The organism is Duncaniella sp. B8, from assembly GCF_005304985.1.
Lineage (GTDB): Bacteria > Bacteroidota > Bacteroidia > Bacteroidales > Muribaculaceae > Duncaniella > Duncaniella muris.
On the sequence record NZ_CP040121.1, the window covers coordinates 3305770 to 3326504 of the forward strand.

Annotated in this window: 13 protein-coding genes; 7 read left to right on the top strand and 6 right to left on the bottom strand. The window is 49.6% G+C overall.

The window, feature by feature from the left end:
* Positions 1 to 42 precede the first annotated feature (42 nt).
* Positions 43 to 795, top strand: a complete 753-nt coding sequence (locus FDZ78_RS14170) for a nitroreductase family protein (protein ID WP_136408814.1) — start codon at positions 43 to 45, stop codon at positions 793 to 795.
* A 102-nt stretch (positions 796 to 897) separates the two neighbouring features.
* Here FDZ78_RS14170 and ligA read toward each other — a convergent pair whose 3' ends face one another.
* Both ligA and FDZ78_RS14180 read right to left on the bottom strand, forming a co-directional pair.
* Positions 898 to 2913: an NAD-dependent DNA ligase LigA gene (ligA, locus tag FDZ78_RS14175; protein ID WP_136408815.1), complete on the bottom strand. Its 2016-nt coding sequence runs from the start codon at positions 2911 to 2913 to the stop codon at positions 898 to 900.
* A gap of 86 nt (positions 2914 to 2999) precedes the next feature.
* A complete protein-coding gene (locus tag FDZ78_RS14180; protein WP_123398890.1) occupies positions 3000 to 4514 on the bottom strand; it encodes a glutamine synthetase family protein in 1515 nt (504 codons plus the stop codon).
* Between the two features lie 257 nt (positions 4515 to 4771).
* Here FDZ78_RS14180 and FDZ78_RS14185 point away from each other — a divergent pair, with 257 nt between their 5' ends.
* Both FDZ78_RS14185 and FDZ78_RS14190 read left to right on the top strand, forming a co-directional pair.
* The gene (locus tag FDZ78_RS14185) at positions 4772 to 5749 is read left to right on the top strand and encodes a calcium/sodium antiporter (RefSeq protein WP_136408816.1); all 978 of its coding nucleotides are present in this window, start codon (positions 4772 to 4774) and stop codon (positions 5747 to 5749) included.
* A gap of 31 nt (positions 5750 to 5780) precedes the next feature.
* Positions 5781 to 7742 carry a KUP/HAK/KT family potassium transporter gene (locus tag FDZ78_RS14190; protein WP_124075619.1) on the top strand — a complete coding sequence of 654 codons (1962 nt, stop codon included), beginning with the start codon at positions 5781 to 5783 and terminating at the stop codon, positions 7740 to 7742.
* Positions 7743 to 7813: 71 nt separating this feature from the next.
* Here FDZ78_RS14190 and FDZ78_RS14195 read toward each other — a convergent pair whose 3' ends face one another.
* Complete coding sequence (locus FDZ78_RS14195) at positions 7814 to 8572, bottom strand: response regulator transcription factor (RefSeq protein ID WP_124075620.1); 759 nt, start codon at positions 8570 to 8572, stop codon at positions 7814 to 7816.
* Between the two features lie 125 nt (positions 8573 to 8697).
* On the opposite strand from FDZ78_RS14195, the gene FDZ78_RS14200 reads away from it, so the two are divergent.
* Positions 8698 to 9348 carry a DUF1349 domain-containing protein gene (locus FDZ78_RS14200; protein ID WP_124075628.1) on the top strand — a complete coding sequence of 217 codons (651 nt, stop codon included), beginning with the start codon at positions 8698 to 8700 and terminating at the stop codon, positions 9346 to 9348.
* Positions 9349 to 9486: 138 nt separating this feature from the next.
* Here FDZ78_RS14200 and FDZ78_RS14205 read toward each other — a convergent pair whose 3' ends face one another.
* The 3 genes from FDZ78_RS14205 to FDZ78_RS14215 form a co-directional block, all read right to left on the bottom strand.
* On the bottom strand, positions 9487 to 12756 hold the full coding sequence (locus tag FDZ78_RS14205; protein WP_123398887.1) for a S41 family peptidase: 3270 nt from the start codon (positions 12754 to 12756) through the stop codon (positions 9487 to 9489).
* A 94-nt stretch (positions 12757 to 12850) separates the two neighbouring features.
* Entirely contained in the window at positions 12851 to 17377 is a 4527-nt protein-coding gene (locus tag FDZ78_RS14210; RefSeq protein WP_136408817.1) for a translocation/assembly module TamB domain-containing protein, read from the bottom strand.
* A 107-nt stretch (positions 17378 to 17484) separates the two neighbouring features.
* Complete coding sequence (locus FDZ78_RS14215) at positions 17485 to 18582, bottom strand: TlpA disulfide reductase family protein (RefSeq protein WP_123398885.1); 1098 nt, start codon at positions 18580 to 18582, stop codon at positions 17485 to 17487.
* A gap of 293 nt (positions 18583 to 18875) precedes the next feature.
* Here FDZ78_RS14215 and FDZ78_RS14220 point away from each other — a divergent pair, with 293 nt between their 5' ends.
* Genes FDZ78_RS14220 through FDZ78_RS14230 form a run of 3 tightly spaced genes read left to right on the top strand, consistent with a single transcriptional unit; the run spans position 18876 to position 20621 of the window.
* Complete coding sequence (locus FDZ78_RS14220) at positions 18876 to 19313, top strand: Spy/CpxP family protein refolding chaperone (RefSeq protein WP_137426217.1); 438 nt, start codon at positions 18876 to 18878, stop codon at positions 19311 to 19313.
* Positions 19310 to 19681, top strand: a complete 372-nt coding sequence (locus FDZ78_RS14225; RefSeq protein ID WP_107037111.1) for a transposase family protein — start codon at positions 19310 to 19312, stop codon at positions 19679 to 19681. The genes FDZ78_RS14220 and FDZ78_RS14225 overlap by 4 nt, the downstream gene beginning before the upstream one ends.
* Positions 19656 to 20621: a transposase gene (locus FDZ78_RS14230; RefSeq protein WP_240740261.1), complete on the top strand. Its 966-nt coding sequence runs from the start codon at positions 19656 to 19658 to the stop codon at positions 20619 to 20621. The genes FDZ78_RS14225 and FDZ78_RS14230 overlap by 26 nt, the downstream gene beginning before the upstream one ends.
* The last annotated feature ends 114 nt before the right edge of the window (positions 20622 to 20735 follow it).

The following is a 20735-nucleotide window of genomic DNA, read 5'->3' on the forward strand; positions in this document are numbered from 1 at the left end:
GATTTCAATTTTGATTATTGTCAAACTCTGATAACAGCATCAATGGATAAAAATAACTACTTTTCTACCCGACGGACTATACGCAAATACGATCTGTCCCGCCCCGTCAGCGAAGTTTTTCTGCGCGAACTGCTTGCAAAGGCATCGCGTGCGGCCAATACCGGTAACATGCAGATCTATTCCGTAATCATAAACCGCGATCCGGAAAAGATCGCAGCCCTTGCTCCGGCCCATTTCTGCCAGCCGGCTATCAAAGGCGCCGCCGCAGTGCTTACATTCTGCCTCGATCTGAACCGTTTCAACCGTTGGTGTGAACTCAATGGCACACAGGGTGGCATGAACAACCTCCAGGGGTTCACCTGGGGCGTAATCGACACTTCTATCTTCGCACAGCAGTTCTGCACTGTAGCTGAAATGGAAGGCCTCGGCACCTGCTATCTCGGCACTACTACCTATAACGCCTCTCAGATTTCCGATGCGCTCGCGCTTCCGTCTGACGTGATCCCGGTCATAACCGTCACCGTCGGTTATCCCGCCGAAACTCCGGAACTTCAGGACCGATTGCCGCTTGATGCCGTGGTCCACTCGGAAAGCTATCACAATCCGACTGACGCAGAAATCCGCGAATTCTATGCCGCCGAAGAAGCCACTCCGGCATCCATGAAGTTTGTAACTGAAAACGGCAAACAGAATCTCGCACAGGTTTTTGCCGAAATACGCTATCCCAAAGCCGCCAACGAGCAGTTTTCACGCGTCTACAAGGAATTCCTCAAAGATAAAGGAATATCTCTGTAATTTCCCAATACCGAATCCCGAAAACAGACAGCCGTCTGTGACTCTTACATTCCGAGTCACAGACGGCTGATCTTATCTGTTTTTCAAAACAAGGAATACTTTTTATTCCGTGAGCATTTCAAGGAACCGGTCTTCATTGATGACCGGGACTCCAAGAGATTTGGCCTTTTCGAGTTTAGCCGGCCCCATATTGTCACCAGCAAGTACAAATGAAGTCTTCTTCGAGATCGAGCCGGAATTTTTACCTCCGTTGCGCTCGATCATCTCCTTGTATTCCTCGCGGGAATGTCGGGCAAAGACTCCGCTGATCACTATTGTCTTGCCCGCCAGCAGATCGGACTTCTCCGACTCCTCTTCTTCAGGCAATGACATCTGAAGCCCATACTCTCTGAGGCGGTTTATGATCTCACGGTTTGATTCAACACTGAAATATTCAATGACAGCATCGGCTATACGCGGACCGATATCATCAATAGCCACCAGCTCATCACGGCTCATGCCCATCAGAGTGTCAATGTCACGAGTCCCCTTGGCAAGCTTTTTGGCCACAGTCCCTCCGACAAACGGAATTGAAAGCGCATAGACAACCCGGTCAAACGACACACTCTTCGATTTCTCGGCACCCTCAAGAATCCTCTGAGCCGAACGCGGACCGATGCGGTCGAGTTGCTCCAGATCAGAGGCCTGCAGAATATAGAAATCAGCAATGTTTCTGACAAGTCCGGCATCATAGAGCAGAGCGGCGTTCTCCTCTCCCACTCCGTCAATATCCATTGCGTGGCGGCCTACGTAATGCTCAAGACGTCCGATGATCTGCGGACGGCAGCCATACTTGTTGGGACAGAGCCATGCCGCCTCGCCGGGAATGCGCACAAGCGGAGTGCCGCAGTCCGGACAATGGGTCACAAACTTTATCGGCATCGCACCCTCTTCACGCGCCGCCTCGTCAACTCCGGTTATCTTGGGAATGATCTCCCCTCCCTTCTCCACATAGAGCATGTCATGCTCATGGATTCCAAGAGTCTTGACAATGTCTTCATTATGAAGCGAAGCCCGTTTCACAATCGTGCCGGAAAGCAGCACCGGCTCAAGATTGGCCACCGGGGTTATCACCCCCATGCGACCGACTTCAAACGAAACGAAGCGCAGGCGGGTCAGGGCGCGCTCTGCCGAAAATTTGTATGCAATCGCCCAGCGGGGCGATTTGGATGTATAGCCAAGATTCAGCTGCTGGCGAAGACTGTTGACCTTGAAAACAAGCCCGTCAGTAGCGACCGGCAACTCCTTGCGCTCCTGGTCAAGGCGAGTGATGAAACTATCGACCTCCTCGATCGAATCCATCAGAGTCATCAGATTGCTGACCTTGAATCCCCATGACCGGGCAGCTATCATATTGTCATAATGATTGTCAGCCGGGAGCTCATCTGAAATCAGATAATAGAAATATGCATCGAGACCTCTGCGCGATACTTCGGCTGAATTCTGCATCTTAAGAGTTCCGGCCGCTGCATTGCGCGGATTGGCGAACAGAGGCTCTTCATTGAAAGCTCGCTCCTCATTCAGACGGTCAAATGCTTTCCAAGGGAGCACTATCTCGCCACGGATCTCGAATGACTGCGGATAGCCCGATCCCTGAAGCACCAGGGGGATACTGCGTATAGTCTTGACGTTCTCAGTCACATCATCGCCTTTCTCCCCGTCACCTCTGGTCACGGCTCTGACCAGACGCCCGTTTTCATAGATAAGCGAGATACTGGTTCCGTCAAACTTCATTTCGCCGACTATTGGCACCGATTTAAGCCCTTCAAGATTTCCGAGCAAGTCATTACAGCGGCGAATCCAGTCATCCACCTCTTCCACGCTGTAGGTGTTGCCCAGCGAAAGCATCGGCCTGACATGAGCCACTTGGGTAAACCCTTTGGTTATATCGGATCCCACGCGATGTGACGGTGAGAGCGGATCGTCAAATTCAGGGTGTTCGGATTCAAGTTTTTCAAGTTCTTTCATCATCATGTCATAGTCGTAGTCACTCGCCAACGGCGAATTTTCTACATAGTAGGCATGATTCAGGCGGTCAAGTTCTTTTCGGAGTTCGGTGATACGTTGCTGGGCAGACATAACTACAATGTGGTCTGAGGGTGATGTTATAAGAATGATTATATTACGGTTCTTTTCTTGTTTGCCGATAGCGCCATGCAGAATGCTTATCCGCAATAGAAATAGCGGTTGACAAGCTTCTGCAGCTCTATCGGATCGGCATTCACTCTGGCTGCGAGCATCTTGTCATCAAATGCCTTGAGCTGGCTGATCAGATCATCGAGCATCGCGGGTGCGAACACATTGCGGCTCTCGTAGATCGAACGCTGTTTTTCAAGACACTCGGCAGACTCAACGCAGCAGGTGGGAAGAGTTTCAAGACCTGCAAGCTTCTCGGCATTTTCTTTAGCATGGATATTCACATCGACATAAGTGCGTGATGCGATATCAAGAGCGTCTTTTTCGTCCATTTCGAAACCGAGGCGGGCAGCCACGCAGAGCGCAGCCATCAGCTGATAGACATTTGCCGAGCAGTCCGGCGAACGCATCTCAAACGTCTGTTTGCCATAAGTCTCGATCTCACATCTGTCAGCCGGATTGACCTGGACACACATGTCTTTGCCCGAAGTCCAGCCAAGAGGAACTCTGACAAGCACTGAGCGGTTTCTGTCACCCCAGCATATGTTGGTCGGCGCTTCCTGATGAGGCACAAGGCGCAGATAGCTCGTCGGGTTGGCATTGCCGAAAGCTGTGATTGAAGGAGCGAGAGTCATGAGACCGGCAATGGCACGGCGCGCTTCATTGCTGAGAGTGCGGTCGGCGCTCTGGGTCATGTTATGGCCGTCTTTCATCAGACGCATATGGATATGGAAGCCTGACCCGGCTTTACCGACAGTGATTTTGGGCGCGAATGTGACGTTGAGGCCTTCCTTAGCGGCGAGTTCTCTGATCACCCACTTGGCAAGCAGAAGATGGTCGGCGGCACTCAGTGCGGGGTTTGGCAGGAACTCAATCTCATTCTGCTCGTAAATAAGGGAATTATGTTTGAAATTGCCTACTTCCGAATGGCCGTATTTGATCTGGCCGCCGGTCGATGCAATCAGCGACATGGCTTTGGTGCGGAAGTCATTGAACTTCGCAAAAGGTCCGGATTCGTGATAGCCCTTCTGATCTGTGGCCGGAAACATACCGGTATCGGCTCCGATAACATAGAACTCAAGTTCGCCCATACATTCGAACTCCAAACCTGAAACCTCGGTGAATTCCTTGCAGGCACGTTCGAGAATACGGCGCGGATCGCTGTCAAGGGGCTGCCCATCTTTGTCAAAATAGCTGCACAGGAGCGTCAGAGTAGGCAGTTCGGCAAACGGATCGCGAAAGGCCGATGAATAGCGGGGTATGACATAAAGATCACTGCGGCCGGCTTCGATAAACGGAAACAGGCTCGACCCGTCGACACGTTCGCCCGTCGACAATATGGTCTCCAGATATTCCTGGGAATTGATCACAAAGTTGAGAGTCTTCAACCGTCCGTCAGCGGCGGCATACATAAAATTGACCATCTCGATTCCTTCACGCCTGATATACTCTATAATATCGGCCCGTGTGAACTCGGATGCCGGCTTTCCCAATGTCCGCTCCACATGGTTGCGACTCATTGACATGTTCTTGTTATTTTCCATGATAATAATTTGTGTGGTACAGGTATGTTGTAAGGATAACTATTTCTGATTTCGTTTCCGCAAAGATAAACCTTATTTGAGATATTTCAAAAATATTTTAACGGTCTCTTCATAGCTTTTCATGCGCCTGAATGTCCATAATTGAGTATCTTTGCACCACTAAATCAACAATCATCCCCGGCGGTTTGTTTCAAGGCTAAAGGCATATGGAATCAACGTGCCGGTTTCACGTTTCACTATTTATTTTCCGACAGACTATGTTTCTCGACATCATTTTTCTTCTGTTAGGCCTTGTGCTCATTCTTGTAGGGGCCAACGCCCTTACCGACGGAGCTTCGGCCATAGCCCGCAGGTGGGGAGTCAGCGATCTTGTGATCGGTCTTACCATCGTGGCCTTCGGCACCTCCGCTCCGGAACTTACAATCAGTTTCATCTCAGCGCTCAACGGCAGCGCTGAGATGGCCGTCGGCAACGTGGTCGGCAGTAATATTTTCAACGTTCTTGTAATTATAGGTGTCACCGCCCTGTTCTCTCCCATACGGATCGAGCGCAGCATCATGACCAATGAAATTCCGCTCGTAATTCTTTCGGCCCTTGCGCTGCTTGCCATCGGCAACGGTCCGCTGCTCAACGGAGATTCCGCACCGGCCATATCGCGTGTCGACGGTATCCTTCTGCTGCTCTTTTTCGCGATCTTCATGCGCTACACTTTCTCGCAGGCCAAAGCCGCTCCGCAACCGGAACAGACATCGAATTCCGTGACCCCGGTAAAGGAAATGCCGCTGTGGAAAGCCGTCACATGGATCATAGGCGGTCTCGCCGCTCTGATTTATGGCGGTGACCGTTTTGTGGCAGGTGCATCGGGCATAGCTTCGGCGATCGGCGTCAGCGATGCTATAATCGGTCTGACCATAGTAGCCGCAGGCACTTCGCTCCCTGAACTTGCCACATCTATCACTGCCGCACTCAAAGGTAAAACCGGGATAGCGCTCGGCAATGTCATTGGAAGCAATATTTTCAACATTTTCATGGTTCTCGGCGTTACGGCTACCGTAAGACCTCTGCGCTTCGGCGACATCGGAAACCTCGATCTGCTTGTGCTCACAGGAGCAAGCCTGCTCTTCTGGATTTTCGGATGGTTCTTCAGACAGCGCACAATCACCCGCGCCGAGGGAGCAGTGCTCACGCTGGGCTATATAGCCTATGTCGCCGTGCTGATTTCACGTACTTCATAAAAAACAATCAGTCCAATCCGCAACATCGCCTATGTCTACATCATCCGCAACTGCCAGTCCTGATATTCACAAAGTCTCCTTTTCCGCACTGCTCGTAACAATCGGCATCGTATTCGGCGACATCGGCACCTCGCCGCTCTACGTCATGAAGGCCATCATGGGAGCCAACCCCCATGCCGGAGCCGACTATATCATAGGAGCTGTGTCATGCGTAATCTGGACTCTCACCCTGCAGACCACACTCAAATACGTCATCATAGCACTCCGCGCCGACAATAAAGGCGAGGGCGGAATCCTTGCTCTCTACTCCCTGCTCAAAAATCTGCGACACCGCTGGCTCTATGTTCTTGCAGCCATAGGGGCAAGCGCTCTTATAGCCGACGGAGTGATCACACCGGCCATGACCGTGACATCTGCCGTAGAAGGTCTGCGCGACATTCAGCCACAGGCCCCGATCCTTCCTATAGTCCTTGTCATCATCTCCGGAATTTTTCTTGTCCAAAGACTCGGCACCAAGACCATCGGCAACTTTTTCGGGCCCTTCATGCTCGGCTGGTTTCTTATGCTCGGCATTCTCGGCATATGCCAGATGCCTGCCCATTGGCCCATTCTCAAAGCGTTCAATCCCTGGTATGCAGTGAAACTTCTGATCGACTATCCGGGGTGGTTTCTGATACTCGGAGCTGTTTTTCTGTGTGCCACAGGAGCCGAGGCTCTCTACTCGGATCTCGGCCACTGCGGACGCAAGAACATCACCTACAGCTGGGCCTTCATCAAGACAATGCTCATACTTAACTACCTCGGCCAGGGCGCATGGCTGATCGCACAGGCCGAAAGCTACACGGCCGGCCTCAATCCTTTCTATGCCATCATGCCCCGCTGGTTTCTCCCGGCCGGAATCCTGATCAGCACAGGAGCGGCCATTATCGCAAGCCAGGCACTCCTGAGCGGTTCGTTTACCATATTCAGCGAGGCCATGAGTCTTGATTTCTGGCCAAGGCAGCGCATCAAATACCCATCCACGATCAAAGGACAGTTATACATCCCCCTGATCAACTTCGCACTCTTCATAGGCTGTGTGCTTACCATCCTGCTTTTCCGCACATCATCGCACATGGAAGCCGCCTACGGACTGGCCATCACAATAACCATGCTGATGACCACCATACTCCTCGCCTTCTACCTCCATCTCAAAGGTGTCAGGCGATGGATCGTGGCGCTATTCACCCTGACATTCCTGCTGATCGAAGGAGCCTTTTTTGTGGCCAACATGTTTAAATTCATGCATGGCGGCTGGTTCACTGTGCTCATAGCCGGCATAGTCTGCTCGGTGATGATCGTATGGTACAAAGCCACTCTGATCCGCGGCAAATTCATAGAATATTACCGCTTTGCCGACTACACGGACATTATTTCCGACATCAAGGCTGACAGCGAAATACCGAAATACTCCTCGAATCTCGTCTATCTCAGCCGATCACGCAGCGCCGACGAGGTGGAAAGCAAATTGATTTACTCCATCATAAACAAACGCCCGAAACGCGCCGACCACTACTGGATTGTCCGCGTAGAGTTCACCGATGCTCCTGACACTCTCGAATATGAGCCTACCGTGCTCATTCCCGGTACCCTCATCAGTTTCAAATTCCGCATCGGATTCCGCATCCGCCCGCAAGTGAGCGTCTACCTGCGCCAGGCCATCGAAGACCTCGTGGCTTCAGGTGAAATTGACCTCACAAGCAGCTACACCTCCCTACGCCGCCACGGCATCACCGGAGATTTCAGTTTCATCATCATCCACCGCCTCTTTTCACAGTCGAGCCAATGTGACGCATCAGACAAACGCCTGATGAATCTCCATTCGCTCCTGCGTCACATGGAAATGGACGCAGCCGAAGCCTTCGGCCTCGACACCAGCAACGTCACCATCGAGAACGTCCCCCTGATCATAGACAACCGCCCCACCCGCCGCATCACCCCAATACGGCTCTGATTATCTCTAACTTAAGACGAGTATGTTATTTTTAGAAGGAGCAGATATAAGAAAATTATTAAGAGTAACTCTTATATCAACCCCATTCTCGTTGCCAGACGACAGGCCTCAATAGAGTTTTTGACTTGCAGCTTTGCAAGGATTTCTTGCCTATGACGGCTGACTGTGTGTACACTGATATTTAAACGGGCTGCAATCTCTGCACTTTTCAGACCCTGATCAATCAATGAGAGCACCTGACATTCACGCGGTCCAAGTATGCTGGCATTAGTAGTTTCAGCTAATTCTACGGCTTCACCGGTTAGCGAATTGACGGCCTGATTCCGCCATTTCATAGCAAATGCCATAGGGCTATATAGACAAACCGCATATAATACCCTTTCCTGCTTATTGTTATAAACATAATACATTCTGTGCATTACATTCATGTTTGAACCGTCTTTAAGAATAAAGCGCAGTATGCTCGCAAGATAATAATGTTTTCTTTTACTTTTATGCAGATGCCTGATAAAATGGTAGAATCTCAGTTCTGCAATAAATTTATTCTCTTGCTCTTTAGGCGTCATCATTTCAAGAATACGGCTTTCCCATATGGAGTTTTCCTTTTCATAGCCGTCCAGTCCGAGTCTCAAGCCAAAATCTCCGATTACAATCCGGCTTTCTCCACGGTGCATGTCACTTATAACCACTATTGTGTTTTCTAGGCTAACCAATGTATGCGCATAATTGATCAACTCCGCCAGACGATTATTGTCATCCGGCGGCAAAGAGGTACGCAGTAACCTGTCAAGGGTTCCTCTATTGTCATTAAAATGGTTATTTTTAGCCATTGCACAATTACTTATAGCTCATTACCTTTGCAAAGGTAATTTATCTGACAGTCATATCAAAATCATGGATAAAAATGATATGATATTTCGCTGTCTAAATCAGATCAACTCCTAAATACCATATGATGAAAACAGCAATACTAACATTGTTTATGGTCTTGTCCGGCTTTATGACATCGGCACAGACACTTGAAAAAATGAACTGGTTCAATGAGCCGGCGAAATGGGACATATCCGATGATAAACTTATCATGCATGTTACCCCCAAAAGCGATTATTGGCGTATATCGCATTATGGCTTTACCGTTGATGACGCACCGTTTTATTATTCGGAATATGGCGGTGAATTTGAAGCCAAGGTGAAAATTTCCGGTGATTACAAAGTGCGGTTTGATCAGGCTGGCATGATGATCAGAATCGACCATGAGAATTATATCAAGACCGGAATTGAGTTTGTAGACGGAAAATACAACTTAAGCACAGTTGTAACACATCATACATCCGACTGGAGTGTGATTGCTCTTGACAAGCCTGTCAATGTGATATGGATAAAAGCCGTGCGACGCCTCGATGCAGTAGAGATATTTTACTCGTTTGATGACAATACATACTATATGATGCGCAATGCATGGTTAGAAGCCAACAGACCGGTGAGGATAGGTATGTTTGCCGCTTGCCCGGATGGAGATGGCTTTGATGTGACATTCTCTGATTTCAAGGTGACACATCTGCCGGATAAAGTACGTACCGAATGGTTGAGGAACAACGCCGAATAGCGTCCGTCGTATAGAAAATCTCAATTGTGGCTCATAGTCGACTATTATCCGGATAAATGCCACAATAAACCATATAAAAAAGATCGCTGAGAGCGCGGGGCTTTCAGCGATCTTTTTTGATATGGGAACGGATGTATATTACTTCTTGGCGGTTTTCTTCATCAGGTGCTTGGTGGCGCCGATGAGCTGTTCGTCATGACCACGGAGAACGTCGGCAGGATTGTTGTAGATCTCGATATCCGGGTTGAGCTGCTTGTTTTCGAGCATTTCTCCGTTGCCGTCAAGCGAGGTGACTTCCGGAATGCCGAACACGATTGTCGGGTCAATCTGAGTTTCCCACCATACGGCTGTCATTGTTCCCGGTATAGGAGCGCCGATGACATCGCCGATTTTCAGAGTCTGATAAACGTATGGGGTGCCGTGAGCATCGCTGTAGTTGCTTTCGTCGACAAGCATAGCCGAGGGCTTGCACCACTGCGAGAAAGGATCGGTGCCGATGAACTGGCCGCGCGGGCTGTGGGTTACGTATTTCTTGCCGTTGAGAAGGATGGCAATATCGTTATGGAGCCAGCCACCTCCGTTGTGACGGGTATCGACCACTACGGCATCGCAATTGCGGTATTTGCCGAGCAGACGGTCATAGACTTCATTGAAACTTGGCCCGTTCATAGCTCTTACATGGACATAAGCGATGCGACCTTCGGACACGCTGTCGACAATGTGTTCGTTGCGTTCAACCCAGCGGGTGTAGAGCAGATCTTTGACAGCACTGCCACCGATGGGCTTGACATAGACTGTCTTTCTGTCTCCTTTGGCTTTCTTGATTTCAAGTTTGACTTTTTTCCCGGCCTTTCCTTCAAGCATCGGGAAATAGTCTTTGCCTGCACGGATAATCGAATCGTTGATCGAAAGGATCACATCGCCCGGCTCCAGACCAAGGCTCTTGTCGGATAGCGGACCGCGTTTGACGATTTCAAGTATCTTCAGACCGTCACCCTTGAATGATTCATCATAGAATGCTCCGAGTGAGGCTGTAGGAAGCACCGACCGTCCGCTGCCGCCTGAATAGCTGCCGCCGGTATGTGAAGCATTCAGCTCACCGAGGATTTCACTGAGAAGAATTGCAAAATCATAGCCGTTGTTGATGTGAGGCAGGAACCTGGCATATTCTTTCTTGTAAAGATTCCAGTCAGTGCCGTGCATTTTCTTGTCATGGAACTTGTCAAGAACCTGACGCCACATGTGGTCATAGATGTACTCGCGTTCTTCTGACGGACGGCGGGTGTATTCCGCTTCATAGGAAACCGGGGTAGCCTTGCCGCTTGCAAGATTAACCTTCTTGATGCCGGAACGGTCCATAACGAACACATTGGCACCCTTCTTATCAGGAATCATACCCCATCCGCTCAGACCCTTGACAAGTACGCGAGTGCCGCCTTCCTTCAGATTACGCTCGTAAAGAGAACGGCCGTCAGGGCTGGTGGCCACATAGTAGAGCTTGTCGGCCTTCGGCGATACGTAGTAAGAGCCAAGACGTGCTGAAGAGCCGGTCAGACGCTCCATGCGGTAACGGCGGTTCTCGGTGTCAAGGACAAGCGGTTCGGGATCATCTTTCTTTACAGAATCCTTTTTGGCACTGTCTTTCTTGCCGTCATCTTTCTTGGATTTTTTCTTTGAATCCTTCTTTGAGCCATCTTTTTTGGCGCTCTTTTCTTTTTTCTCCTTATCTGCTTTTTCCTTGTCAGCGAGCTTAAGCTCCTCTTCGGTCATGCGGAAGCGGTCATAAGCCTCTCCATCGAGGAACATGAGGACTATATCGCTTTCATTGCCCCAGCTGCCATGACTCTTGTAGCCATATTTGCTGGTAGTGTATGCGACGGCCTTGCCTCCGAGCACCCACTGCGGAGCATCGTTACTGTAGCCGCTTTCGGTGAGATTGACAACCTCGCTGCCATCAGCTTTCACAAGCGCGATGTCGGCATTGTTCCAGCCACCGATACCAATATAGTTGGTCAGCAGCCAGCGGCTGTCGGGACTCCATTCAAATCCGGTATCGCCGTCGGCATAACTGTAATTATACTTACCTTCAAGCGCAGTGGTCACTTTTTTGCTCTTGAGATCCATCACGCGGAGAGTCGTACGGTCTTCAAGGAATGCCACTTTCTTGCCATCGGGGCTGTAGGCCGGGAAAAATGCGGGCTTGTCGCTCTTATAGAGTGGCTTCTCAACAAGTTCGGTAGCATAGAGCAGCGATTTTTCATCAGGGTCCTTGATCTCAGTGGTAAACAGCTGCCACAGACCGTTGCGCTCGCTGTCGTAGACAAGACTGCGGCCGTCAGGAGCGAAATCCACAGTTCGTTCCTGGGCAGGAGTGTCAGTGATGCGGCGGGTGGTATTGTATTCAGTCGAAGTCACATATACATCGCCACGGAGCACGAATGCTACAAGCTCACCGTCAGGAGACACGGCAAAAGATGAAGCTCCCGAACGGCGCACCGATTTCTCAGTCGGCGAGGCATAGTCATCACTGATGATATTGACTTCCACCTTAGATGGTTTACCTGCCTCATCCATAGTATATATCTCTCCGTTCCAGCTGAAGGCGAGCCGCCCGTCGGAAGATGCCGAAAGAGAACGCACAGGATGTGTTTTGAATTTTGTGAGCTGCTTTTTCTGAGTTCCGTCGACTGAACGCTTGTAGACGTTGAGGGTTCCGTCTTCCTCGCTGATGAAATAGAACTGGCCGTCATTTGACCAGACGGGGTTCATGTCATGCCCGTTGAAATCAGTCAGCTTGATATGCTTGCCGTCCTTATCCATGAGCCATATATCAGCCGTCCCGGATGAACGTTCATGCTTTCTCCAGATGTTCTCTACCCCTTTGCGGTCCTGATAGAGCACACGTCCGTCGCGGCTGATGCTAAGCGCGGGCATGGTCAGTGATACCATCATTTCAGGACGACCGCCGTCAAGGTCTACGGTGTAGACTTGCTGTGTGAACGATGCCTGGGCAGCACTTGCCAAGGGCATGTCACTTGTGCTGAACACCACATGACTGTTGTCTTTGAACGCAAGCGGAGTCTCATTGCCTGAATGGGTAGTCAGACGCTTGGGCACACCGCCTTTGCTGTCGACCACAAAGATATCCAACGAGCCCTCACGGTCGCTGTTAAATGCGATCTTTTTGCCGTCAGGGCTCCAGACCGGCAATGAATTATAACTGCCTCCTGAGGTCAGCTGCCGGGCATCGCCGCCTTTTGCCGGGACGGTAAAAATGTTGCCTTTATATGTAAAGGCAATCGTTGTGCCATCCGGAGATATGGCAACATTCCGGAGCCACAACGGCGCTGCCGCCATGCCAAGCGAACCTGCGGCAAACAGAGCCAGTGAAATGATACTTTTTCTCATAAATGTGATTATTGTGATTCTTTTATATGACTTTCATTGCAATCTTATGCCGTGCTATGCTAATTAGACGATAAAAGCGGAGATTTAGTTACACCTATTCCCCGCTTTTTTCAGAATCTGATTCCTCCTTTTTCGCCGCATCGGCAGGTGCCGGAGAATCCGACTGATCATCCTCCCGGTCTTTTTTCTTTGCTTTCTTTTTGGGTTTCAGGAAGGAGAAGATGTTATCGAAATCGCGTTTGAACACTATACCCACTCCCTGAGTGGTAAGAGCACTCTTGAGATAATAGTTCTGATCGTTATATCGGTTATAGGCCTTAAGCTGTATGGTGCCCGCACGGTTAAGCAGATAACGTATGTCGAAATCTCCGATGAAACTGTTGTTGTTCATCGAATTGTCGCGATACCCGAAGTTGCCGTTGAGAAGCAGACGGTTATTGAGCAGATGGCTTGACAGAGCCACTTCGACTTCCACGTCTGAAAAATCTCCGCGGTCGCTGCGGATGGCCGGCGCGATGCTCCAGTTGTCACTTAGCTGACCGAGCATTGAACTGAGACGCGAGGAGATAGTAGAAGATGCCACAGACACCAGTTCGTTACCGTGGGTGGCCGTCATATAGTCAGGCGTATAGAATTTGTTGAGAGCAAGCAGGTAGATGATTTGGCGGTTCATCATGTCTTCAGTCGACACGATAGAGCGAACCTTCCTGTAGGTATCACGAGTCAGCGTCGGGAAGTTCAGGTCGAAAGTGATTTCCGGCTGACGGATGTCACCTCGCACCATCATCAGTGCATCGACAGGCACACTCGTACGGTTCAGTTCGCGGTCTTCAAGGAAAGATTCGTCAAGATCGCTGAGATTGGCATTTACAGAGTAAGAGGCCGTGATGTCAAGCAGAGCACTGTAAGGATCTCCGAGGAAGGTGATCTTGCTGCCTTCACGTATTTTGAATTCCTTTATGATGAGGTCCTGCAAAGTGAAATTGTAGGTGCCGTGGTTGATCTTATAGTCACCATACATGCGCAGGTCTCCGTCAGAACTATTATAGGACATACGTAACTGCCCGCTACCATAAGCCGTGATTTTGTCACCGCCCACCGGGTCCATAATAAGATTAACTGCCACTGACGGATTGATGCCCACGTCAAAGGTCATGGCATAGTCTGACGATGTCTGCTCTTCCTGTCGGCGTATGCGCTCGCGTAGCTGACGGACTATAAGCGGTGTGGGGTCCAACGCGGCGATGGAATCCTTGTAGGCCTTGTTTTTGTCACGCAGAGTGATAAACTGATAGTCGATGGCCTGCTCCGCATCGCTCATCACAAATGAGAATGTCGACTGCTCGGCCGTAGACATAGCAACATTTATATCCACGCGTCCAGGCACTCCGCTGACCGAAGCCTTGCCATTGCCGTAGATAAGGCCGAACCAGGGATCTTCCGTCTGATTCTCATTGATGTCATAGACAAGAAAATCACGGGCATCAGTGATATCGAAACGGAAAGTCGGATCATGGAAATACTTGTGGGCCACATAGCCGTTAAGCTTTGCAGTCTTGCCGTTGCAGTCAGTCAGACGCACGTTGTCAAAACTGATCATGCCCGGCCGCAGGTGCACACTGTCAGTAGTGGTGTAAGTTGTATTCGTAAAATCAAGTTTCAGGCTGAGATCTTTTGCATAGATATCGCCATACAGATCCAGATCCTTGAAGGTCCCGTAAAGCCGGGCCTCGCCACTGACCTCTCCTGTGACTTTCGATGTGAAAGCAGCCATGAAAGGCTCCATGAATCCTACCGGCGCACGATCAGCCTTAAACGTGAAATCCAATTCTGAACTCATCGGTTTGATAACTCCGTCGACTTCCGATTTTGAGCCTCCGCCGCCAACTATTTCCGCCATGATGCGGACGGCCTTGTTTCCATTGTCCCAATAGCTGCGGATGTCACCGTCACCCATCACACAGCCGTTATACTTCAGGCCCTCCACCTTAAGGCGGGGAGTATAAAGCACCGGATCACCCGACAGAAGCTTCATGCCATAGAAACTACCTGTGGCCCTGCCTCCGAACTGAACGGCATCGCTCATATTGAGAGAGTCGAATATATAGTCGATGTCTATGGCATCAAGGTCTACGATCAGACGGTCTATCGAGTCAGCCGACGCCACGCCATGAATATTCAGAGACTGTCCGGCTCTATGGCCGCCGAGCCCCTCAACGGATATTCTGCAGGGCATTACATGAACCAATGCCGGATTCACAGTCCAGGATGAATCGTTGAACACCATCTGCGATGTCGCAACTGAAATATCAGTCAGCAGATCTTTGCTATCTTCACTGCGGCTGAACAATGTGGCGAAATCAAAATTGCCATGATAGTCTTCCTCTCGGTCTATTTTCCAAAGAATCGAAGTGCCGAGTGAATCGACAGAGCCCTCAGACCCGATCCGGAGATCAAGCATTCCGTTTTTGGTCGGAAAAGATGTGTGGGCAGTCACGTCAGAATGCTTGCTGATAGCGTCAAGCATCACCGACAGCCTCGTTCCCTCTATAAGTTTGTCCTTGTTTCGCAAATATGGGGCATCAATATCAAGCCCTACCGAGGCCGTCTCTCCACCACGTCCGAACGAACGTACTGAGACGGGATATATTATGTCTGCCGGAAGCCCCAGAAACTTGCTTATTGTGGAATCTTCCTTAATTCTAAGATCAAGATCATAATGAAATTCAGATATTTCCCTACAACTGTCAGCAGGCAAAAGTGCCGGGTAGACTTTTGCTATAACCGCCTTGACATCATTGGCTATATTCCTGAGGCTGAAATGGCCCGACAGATCCGCATCGACCTGCGGACTGCGCAGCATGATGCTTCTTGCCGAATCGCCGGTGTGGGCATCGAGTTCAAGCCGTGGAATCGAAAGTGACTTGTCATTTCGTCCGGAAAATTTGAAATCCGACACTTTTATCCATCCGTTGATCACATCCGGATTACGTCCACGCACAGATCCGTCGAATTCAAACGAAAGATCACCTTTCAGTCTGCCACCTTTCACAAATGGATCGAGCGAGATGTTATTGACCTGAGCATAGAGTTCAGTCAAAGGCATTGTTCCGCTCAGTTCAGCGCCACCTGACACCGAAAAATCAAGCGCCGGAGAAGATGATCTTACAGTCGCATCAACGCTGTTGCCTCGAAAATCGGCATTGGCATTAATATCCGCAAAATCAGTACCGTTCCATGTCAATTCCGGGACCGACAGCTCTGCCATGCCTTTTATATTGCGACTGCCCGAAATGACAAGATCGGCTTTTGCATCAAATGCAATATTGCTCAACGGTGCCAATGACTTGTGAAGTTCGGATGGCATAAAGGCCATTGATGATATCACGCCGTCCAGTTCAAGCGGCCCGCCTGTTCGGTTTTTGAATATCCCGCAGTCAATGTCGATGTTTCCGCAATCTGTGTCCAGAGCTCCGTTAAAGTCTATTGACTCTGGGGTAAGCGATAGATCGCCAAGCAGATTTATATCGCCTAATGGAGCCAGGGCCGAGAGTTTTCTGTAAAGATGATTGAGCGGGCTGGCCGGCTTTGACAGATAATCCAGAGCCTTTGGCACCGAGGTCCTGACATTGAGCCTGCGGAGATCCACTGACAAGGAATCTTTGGCATGGAGAAGGCCTTTTATCAGTCCATGAGCGCTCAGACGTGCCTGACTTTCGGGAATATACAGATCGAAATGTTCGAGGCTGATGCTGTCTGCTCTACCTGAAGTTTCAATCTCCACATCTACCCTGACGTCAATATCTTCAAGTCCTCTGACAAACGGGCTGAGATCTGACAGTGTCAGATAGGTTTCAGACAGAGTCTCCACAGGCGAACGCAGCGCATTCTTTAGATCAAATCCTCCGCCAAGAGGAGACTGAAGCGTCAGATCATTGAGCGCAAGGCGGGAGTTGTTCAGTTCGACAGCCAGATTTTCAATTGTCAGACTTTCCATGTCGGCCAAAACATCGGCTCTCAATTCTTTCAGCGCAAGTCCGCTCTTTTCAGCAGCTGCCATGCGCTTGATTTCCACTTCAATCCGGCTGTCTGAAATCCTCGGCGCACAAAGGTCGGCTCTAAGACCGTCTACTCTTATGTGTGCCGGGTCAAAACGTCCGGAGTCTGCAGGTGCCGCATCACGCACATCATACGTCAGGCAGGAACGGCGGATGACAAGCAGATTTACAGCCAGATCAAACTTCGACGGGCCGTTGTCTTCATCCTTCTTAAACCGGTCTATGATCGGCTGGATGTTGAGCGGTGTCTGACGCGACTGGCGGTAAAGATTCAGATCAAGGTCTATGATCTCTACATATGTGATTACAATACGGCGGTTCCACAGCCCTTCAAAAAGCTTGATCCCGGCGCCAAGATGGCCGATCTGCAAAGCCGTCTCCCCTCTCGGATCCTTCACGCCTACGTCAGAAAGTACCACCCGGTTGAAAGGTGCTATAGACACTGAACCCACCGAAACTTCTGTTCCCAGAAGTCCGGTGAGTTCTTTTTCTGCTGTCCGGGCTATGCTGCCCTGGACTGACGGGAGACTGAGGGCAACATACAGAATCAGCGGTACTGCCACCGGCAATACTAATATTATCACAAGAATAAAGCGCAGAATCCGATAAAATGTTTTCAACCCAGTCGCTATATGTCGCTATACGTTTCTAAGTGTCAGTCATTATTCGTTCAGAGGCGGCGGGCCACTGAAGAATCAAGAGTGCTCATGTCTGTCACACGCTCGACCACATCTCCGTTGCGGTCGAAAATAAAAACGGCGGGAAGAGAGCCTACATTGTAGTCACGGAGAGCCTTATCGCCATCAGCAGCGCCGTTGAGCACCGTAATCCAGGGCAGGTTCTTTGCTGTCTGCTTCCAGGCATATTCATCGCTGTCAAATGCCACCTGGAATATTTCAAGTCCCTGCTGATGATATTTCTGATAGACATTGTTGAGCATCACGTTGAACGCAGGCGAATCTTCGGCAGTATAGGCGGTGAAATTCAGAATAACCACGTTGCCTTTCGATGTGAGATCAAGCAGAGAATGCCTCTTCCCTTCATTGTCAAAAAGATTGATATCAAATGCGCGGACTTCATTTGCATACGCCACATTCTCTTCATTGACTTTCCCTGATTTCGGGCGGTTGCTGATGAAGAGATTGCGCAGATAGGTTGTGCGCGGATCAGATGGGCGCTGCTCGTTGAACGCGTTGGCCACAGCGCCGATAATGCGCAGGTCTTCCTTCACGGCAGGATTGAACAGAGGCTGGCCGCCCACCCGCTTGCTTATAATATAATAAGGTACTATACCGGCAGGATCGGCGAGAATCATTTTGCCGAGTTCGCGTTTGAGATCTGCATTAGAGGTGACGGACTGCACATTGCCGGATGCTGTTTCCGCTCTGAGCAGGCTGTCTACGTGTTCGAGATTTGCAGCCTGAGGAGTACCTGAAAGGCTGTGGTTTGCATCGATATCAGGCGCCTGGGCTGTGATTTTGAGAGTCTCGATGCTGTCAATCGGGAAATAGAGAGACTTCTCCCCTATCCGCAGACGATAAATATCGGGGTAGCCTTGCGCATCACGGCTGTAGCTGAACGATCCGTTTCCTTTGATCTCAATAGTGTCCATCGGATACCAGTAGCCCTGGTTATTGCCTTCAAGCACAACAAGATCATTTTCGCCAAGTCCGTCAATGCGTCCTTCAAGATGCCACTTATTGCCGCTCCCGCATGACGCTGTAAGAGCCAATGAGCTTATAAATAGTAATTTGCCTATTGTTTTCATGCTAATTAAAATAAGTTTACTGCCAATCGAGGCTATACAAGTGCAAAATTAGCATTTTTCCGCTTAAATGTCAAATAACTCTCGACCAATACACTGTTTCTCTTCGACAATTCCAGATCTGAGGCCATATCCACATAGAATTTAACCATTGTTACAAACTTTGTTAAATCAAGCAATTACGCATTAAACCATATCCGGCCACAGTTGTCATAAGAATAAATCGCACCAAAAACGATTGGCCGGCAACGGCTTTTAGAGGTCGTTTAAAAACAATAATAATAAATAAGACAACAATGAAAAAGACTCTTTTAAGCGTAGCAATCATCCTGGCATCAACCTTAGGCATTACCGCCACTGCACAGTCACCCGCAAACACTCAGACATGCGACAACCCCAAGACCGAATGTACCAAAGCAGGCAAAGCAAACAAAGCTGTCCGCCCAAATCCATTCGAAGGTCTGAACCTGACGGAACAGCAGAAAACCGAACTCCAGTCCATTGCTCCAAAGAAAGACTGCTGCAAAGATAAAGCAGAGAAAAAAGACAAAGCTCAGGCCAAGGCTGAAAAGCAGGCCAAACGGGCTGAAAACCGGCAGAAAATGATCCAGAACCGCCGCGATTATCTTGCCAAGGTAAAGAACATCCTGACACCTGAGCAATATGTGCAGTTCCGGGTCAAGCCGAAAGCACGGTGCATGAATTTTGAGAAAAGTGTTAAATTTGTGGCATGAAAACCGCAGATGCAATATGGATGTGCCTGCCCGAGGGCATGGACGAACTATTTGAAATGGTGCGCTTCGAGCGCACGGAACAGTCCTATGACATATGGCTTGACGAAAAGAAGAAACTGTCTGATGAAGACTATCGTAATCCAAATATCGTAGCGCGAGGCTATACGGATTATGTAACAATACAGGACTATCCGATGCGTGGACGGCCTGTATTTCTTCACATGCGCAAGAACAAGTGGTGGGACAGGCAGACCAACGAAATCTTCAGCTACAATCTCGAACTTCCCAACGAGGAAGGAACACGACTCAGCGCCGAGTTCGTGGCTTTTTTAAAAGACGAAGGTGGAGACGACAGCCCTGTCGATTAAACAGATAGCGCAGATGTACTGCGTCAACGGCAAACATTTTGCCGACTTGTACCGCAATAAGATAAGCGGTTACGCCGACTGGTGCGAACAGGAGCTTGGCTGTGGGTTCTATTTCAACGCCGATAATATCGGCCCTTACATGAGTCTTGATGAGACGTGTCTGAGCAACGGGGAGGTATGGACGTTCCTGACCAACAAGGACGGCCACGGAGGCAAGGGAACACTTGCGGCAGCCATTCCCGGAACAAAGAGTGACGAAATTATATCCATACTCATCGGAGCTATGGAGAAATCAATCAGACGCAGGGTCAAGGAAGTGACCTGCGATCTCTCGCCATCAATGATGCTCATAGCCGCAGAAGTGTTCTATAACGCCCATGTAGTCAACGACCGTTTTCATGTCCAACAGGTCTATAATGAGGCCGTTGACGAAATCCGCATTGACATTCGCCGACAGCTCATCGCAGAGGAAAACAACCGCAACAAGTCCGAACCGCCGGTAACGTACTCCAACGGAGAGACCATGCGCCAGATACTGGCTCGCAGCAAACACACTCTGATGATGTCGCAGAACAAATGGACTGACATACAGCGCCATCGTGTCAACATACTGTTCAAATACTATCCAATATTGAAGGCTGCATACAGCCTTGCGATGGAGCTGCGCAAGATTTTCAACGCTAAAATCTCACCGACAAAAGCCATGGGGAGGATGAACAAGTGGTATGAAAAGGTAATGGCATTGGGTAACAACAACTTCCGCTCGGTAATCAAAACATTCAAGAACCACGCCCCAACAATCCTGAACTATTTCCGTCGTCGTGCGACCAATGCCTCTGCCGAGGCATTCAACTCTAAAGTCAAAATATTTCGCTCACAAATGCGTGGTGTCCGGGACCGCGACTTCTTCATCTTCCGATTAGTCAAACTCTACGCCTAAAAATTTAACACTTCTAATTGCCCAATTTAACATATGCACCGTGCTTTCGGCTTGAGCCGCAGTTCCTTGAAAACAACTATGTTGATCAGGCATTGAAGGGTGGCCCCCGTCACG

Coding starts and splice junctions, on each gene's coding strand:
- FDZ78_RS14200 (WP_124075628.1), top strand. CDS start 8,698: ATGAAAACAGCAATACTAACATTGTTTATGGTCTTGTCCGGCTTTATG.
- ligA (WP_136408815.1), bottom strand. CDS start 2,913: ATGTCTGCCCAGCAACGTATCACCGAACTCCGAAAAGAACTTGACCGC.
- FDZ78_RS14180 (WP_123398890.1), bottom strand. CDS start 4,514: ATGGAAAATAACAAGAACATGTCAATGAGTCGCAACCATGTGGAGCGG.
- FDZ78_RS14195 (WP_124075620.1), bottom strand. CDS start 8,572: ATGGCTAAAAATAACCATTTTAATGACAATAGAGGAACCCTTGACAGG.
- FDZ78_RS14225 (WP_107037111.1), top strand. CDS start 19,310: ATGAAAACCGCAGATGCAATATGGATGTGCCTGCCCGAGGGCATGGAC.
- FDZ78_RS14185 (WP_136408816.1), top strand. CDS start 4,772: ATGTTTCTCGACATCATTTTTCTTCTGTTAGGCCTTGTGCTCATTCTT.
- FDZ78_RS14190 (WP_124075619.1), top strand. CDS start 5,781: ATGTCTACATCATCCGCAACTGCCAGTCCTGATATTCACAAAGTCTCC.
- FDZ78_RS14220 (WP_137426217.1), top strand. CDS start 18,876: ATGAAAAAGACTCTTTTAAGCGTAGCAATCATCCTGGCATCAACCTTA.
- FDZ78_RS14215 (WP_123398885.1), bottom strand. CDS start 18,582: ATGAAAACAATAGGCAAATTACTATTTATAAGCTCATTGGCTCTTACA.
- FDZ78_RS14170 (WP_136408814.1), top strand. CDS start 43: ATGGATAAAAATAACTACTTTTCTACCCGACGGACTATACGCAAATAC.
- FDZ78_RS14205 (WP_123398887.1), bottom strand. CDS start 12,756: ATGAGAAAAAGTATCATTTCACTGGCTCTGTTTGCCGCAGGTTCGCTT.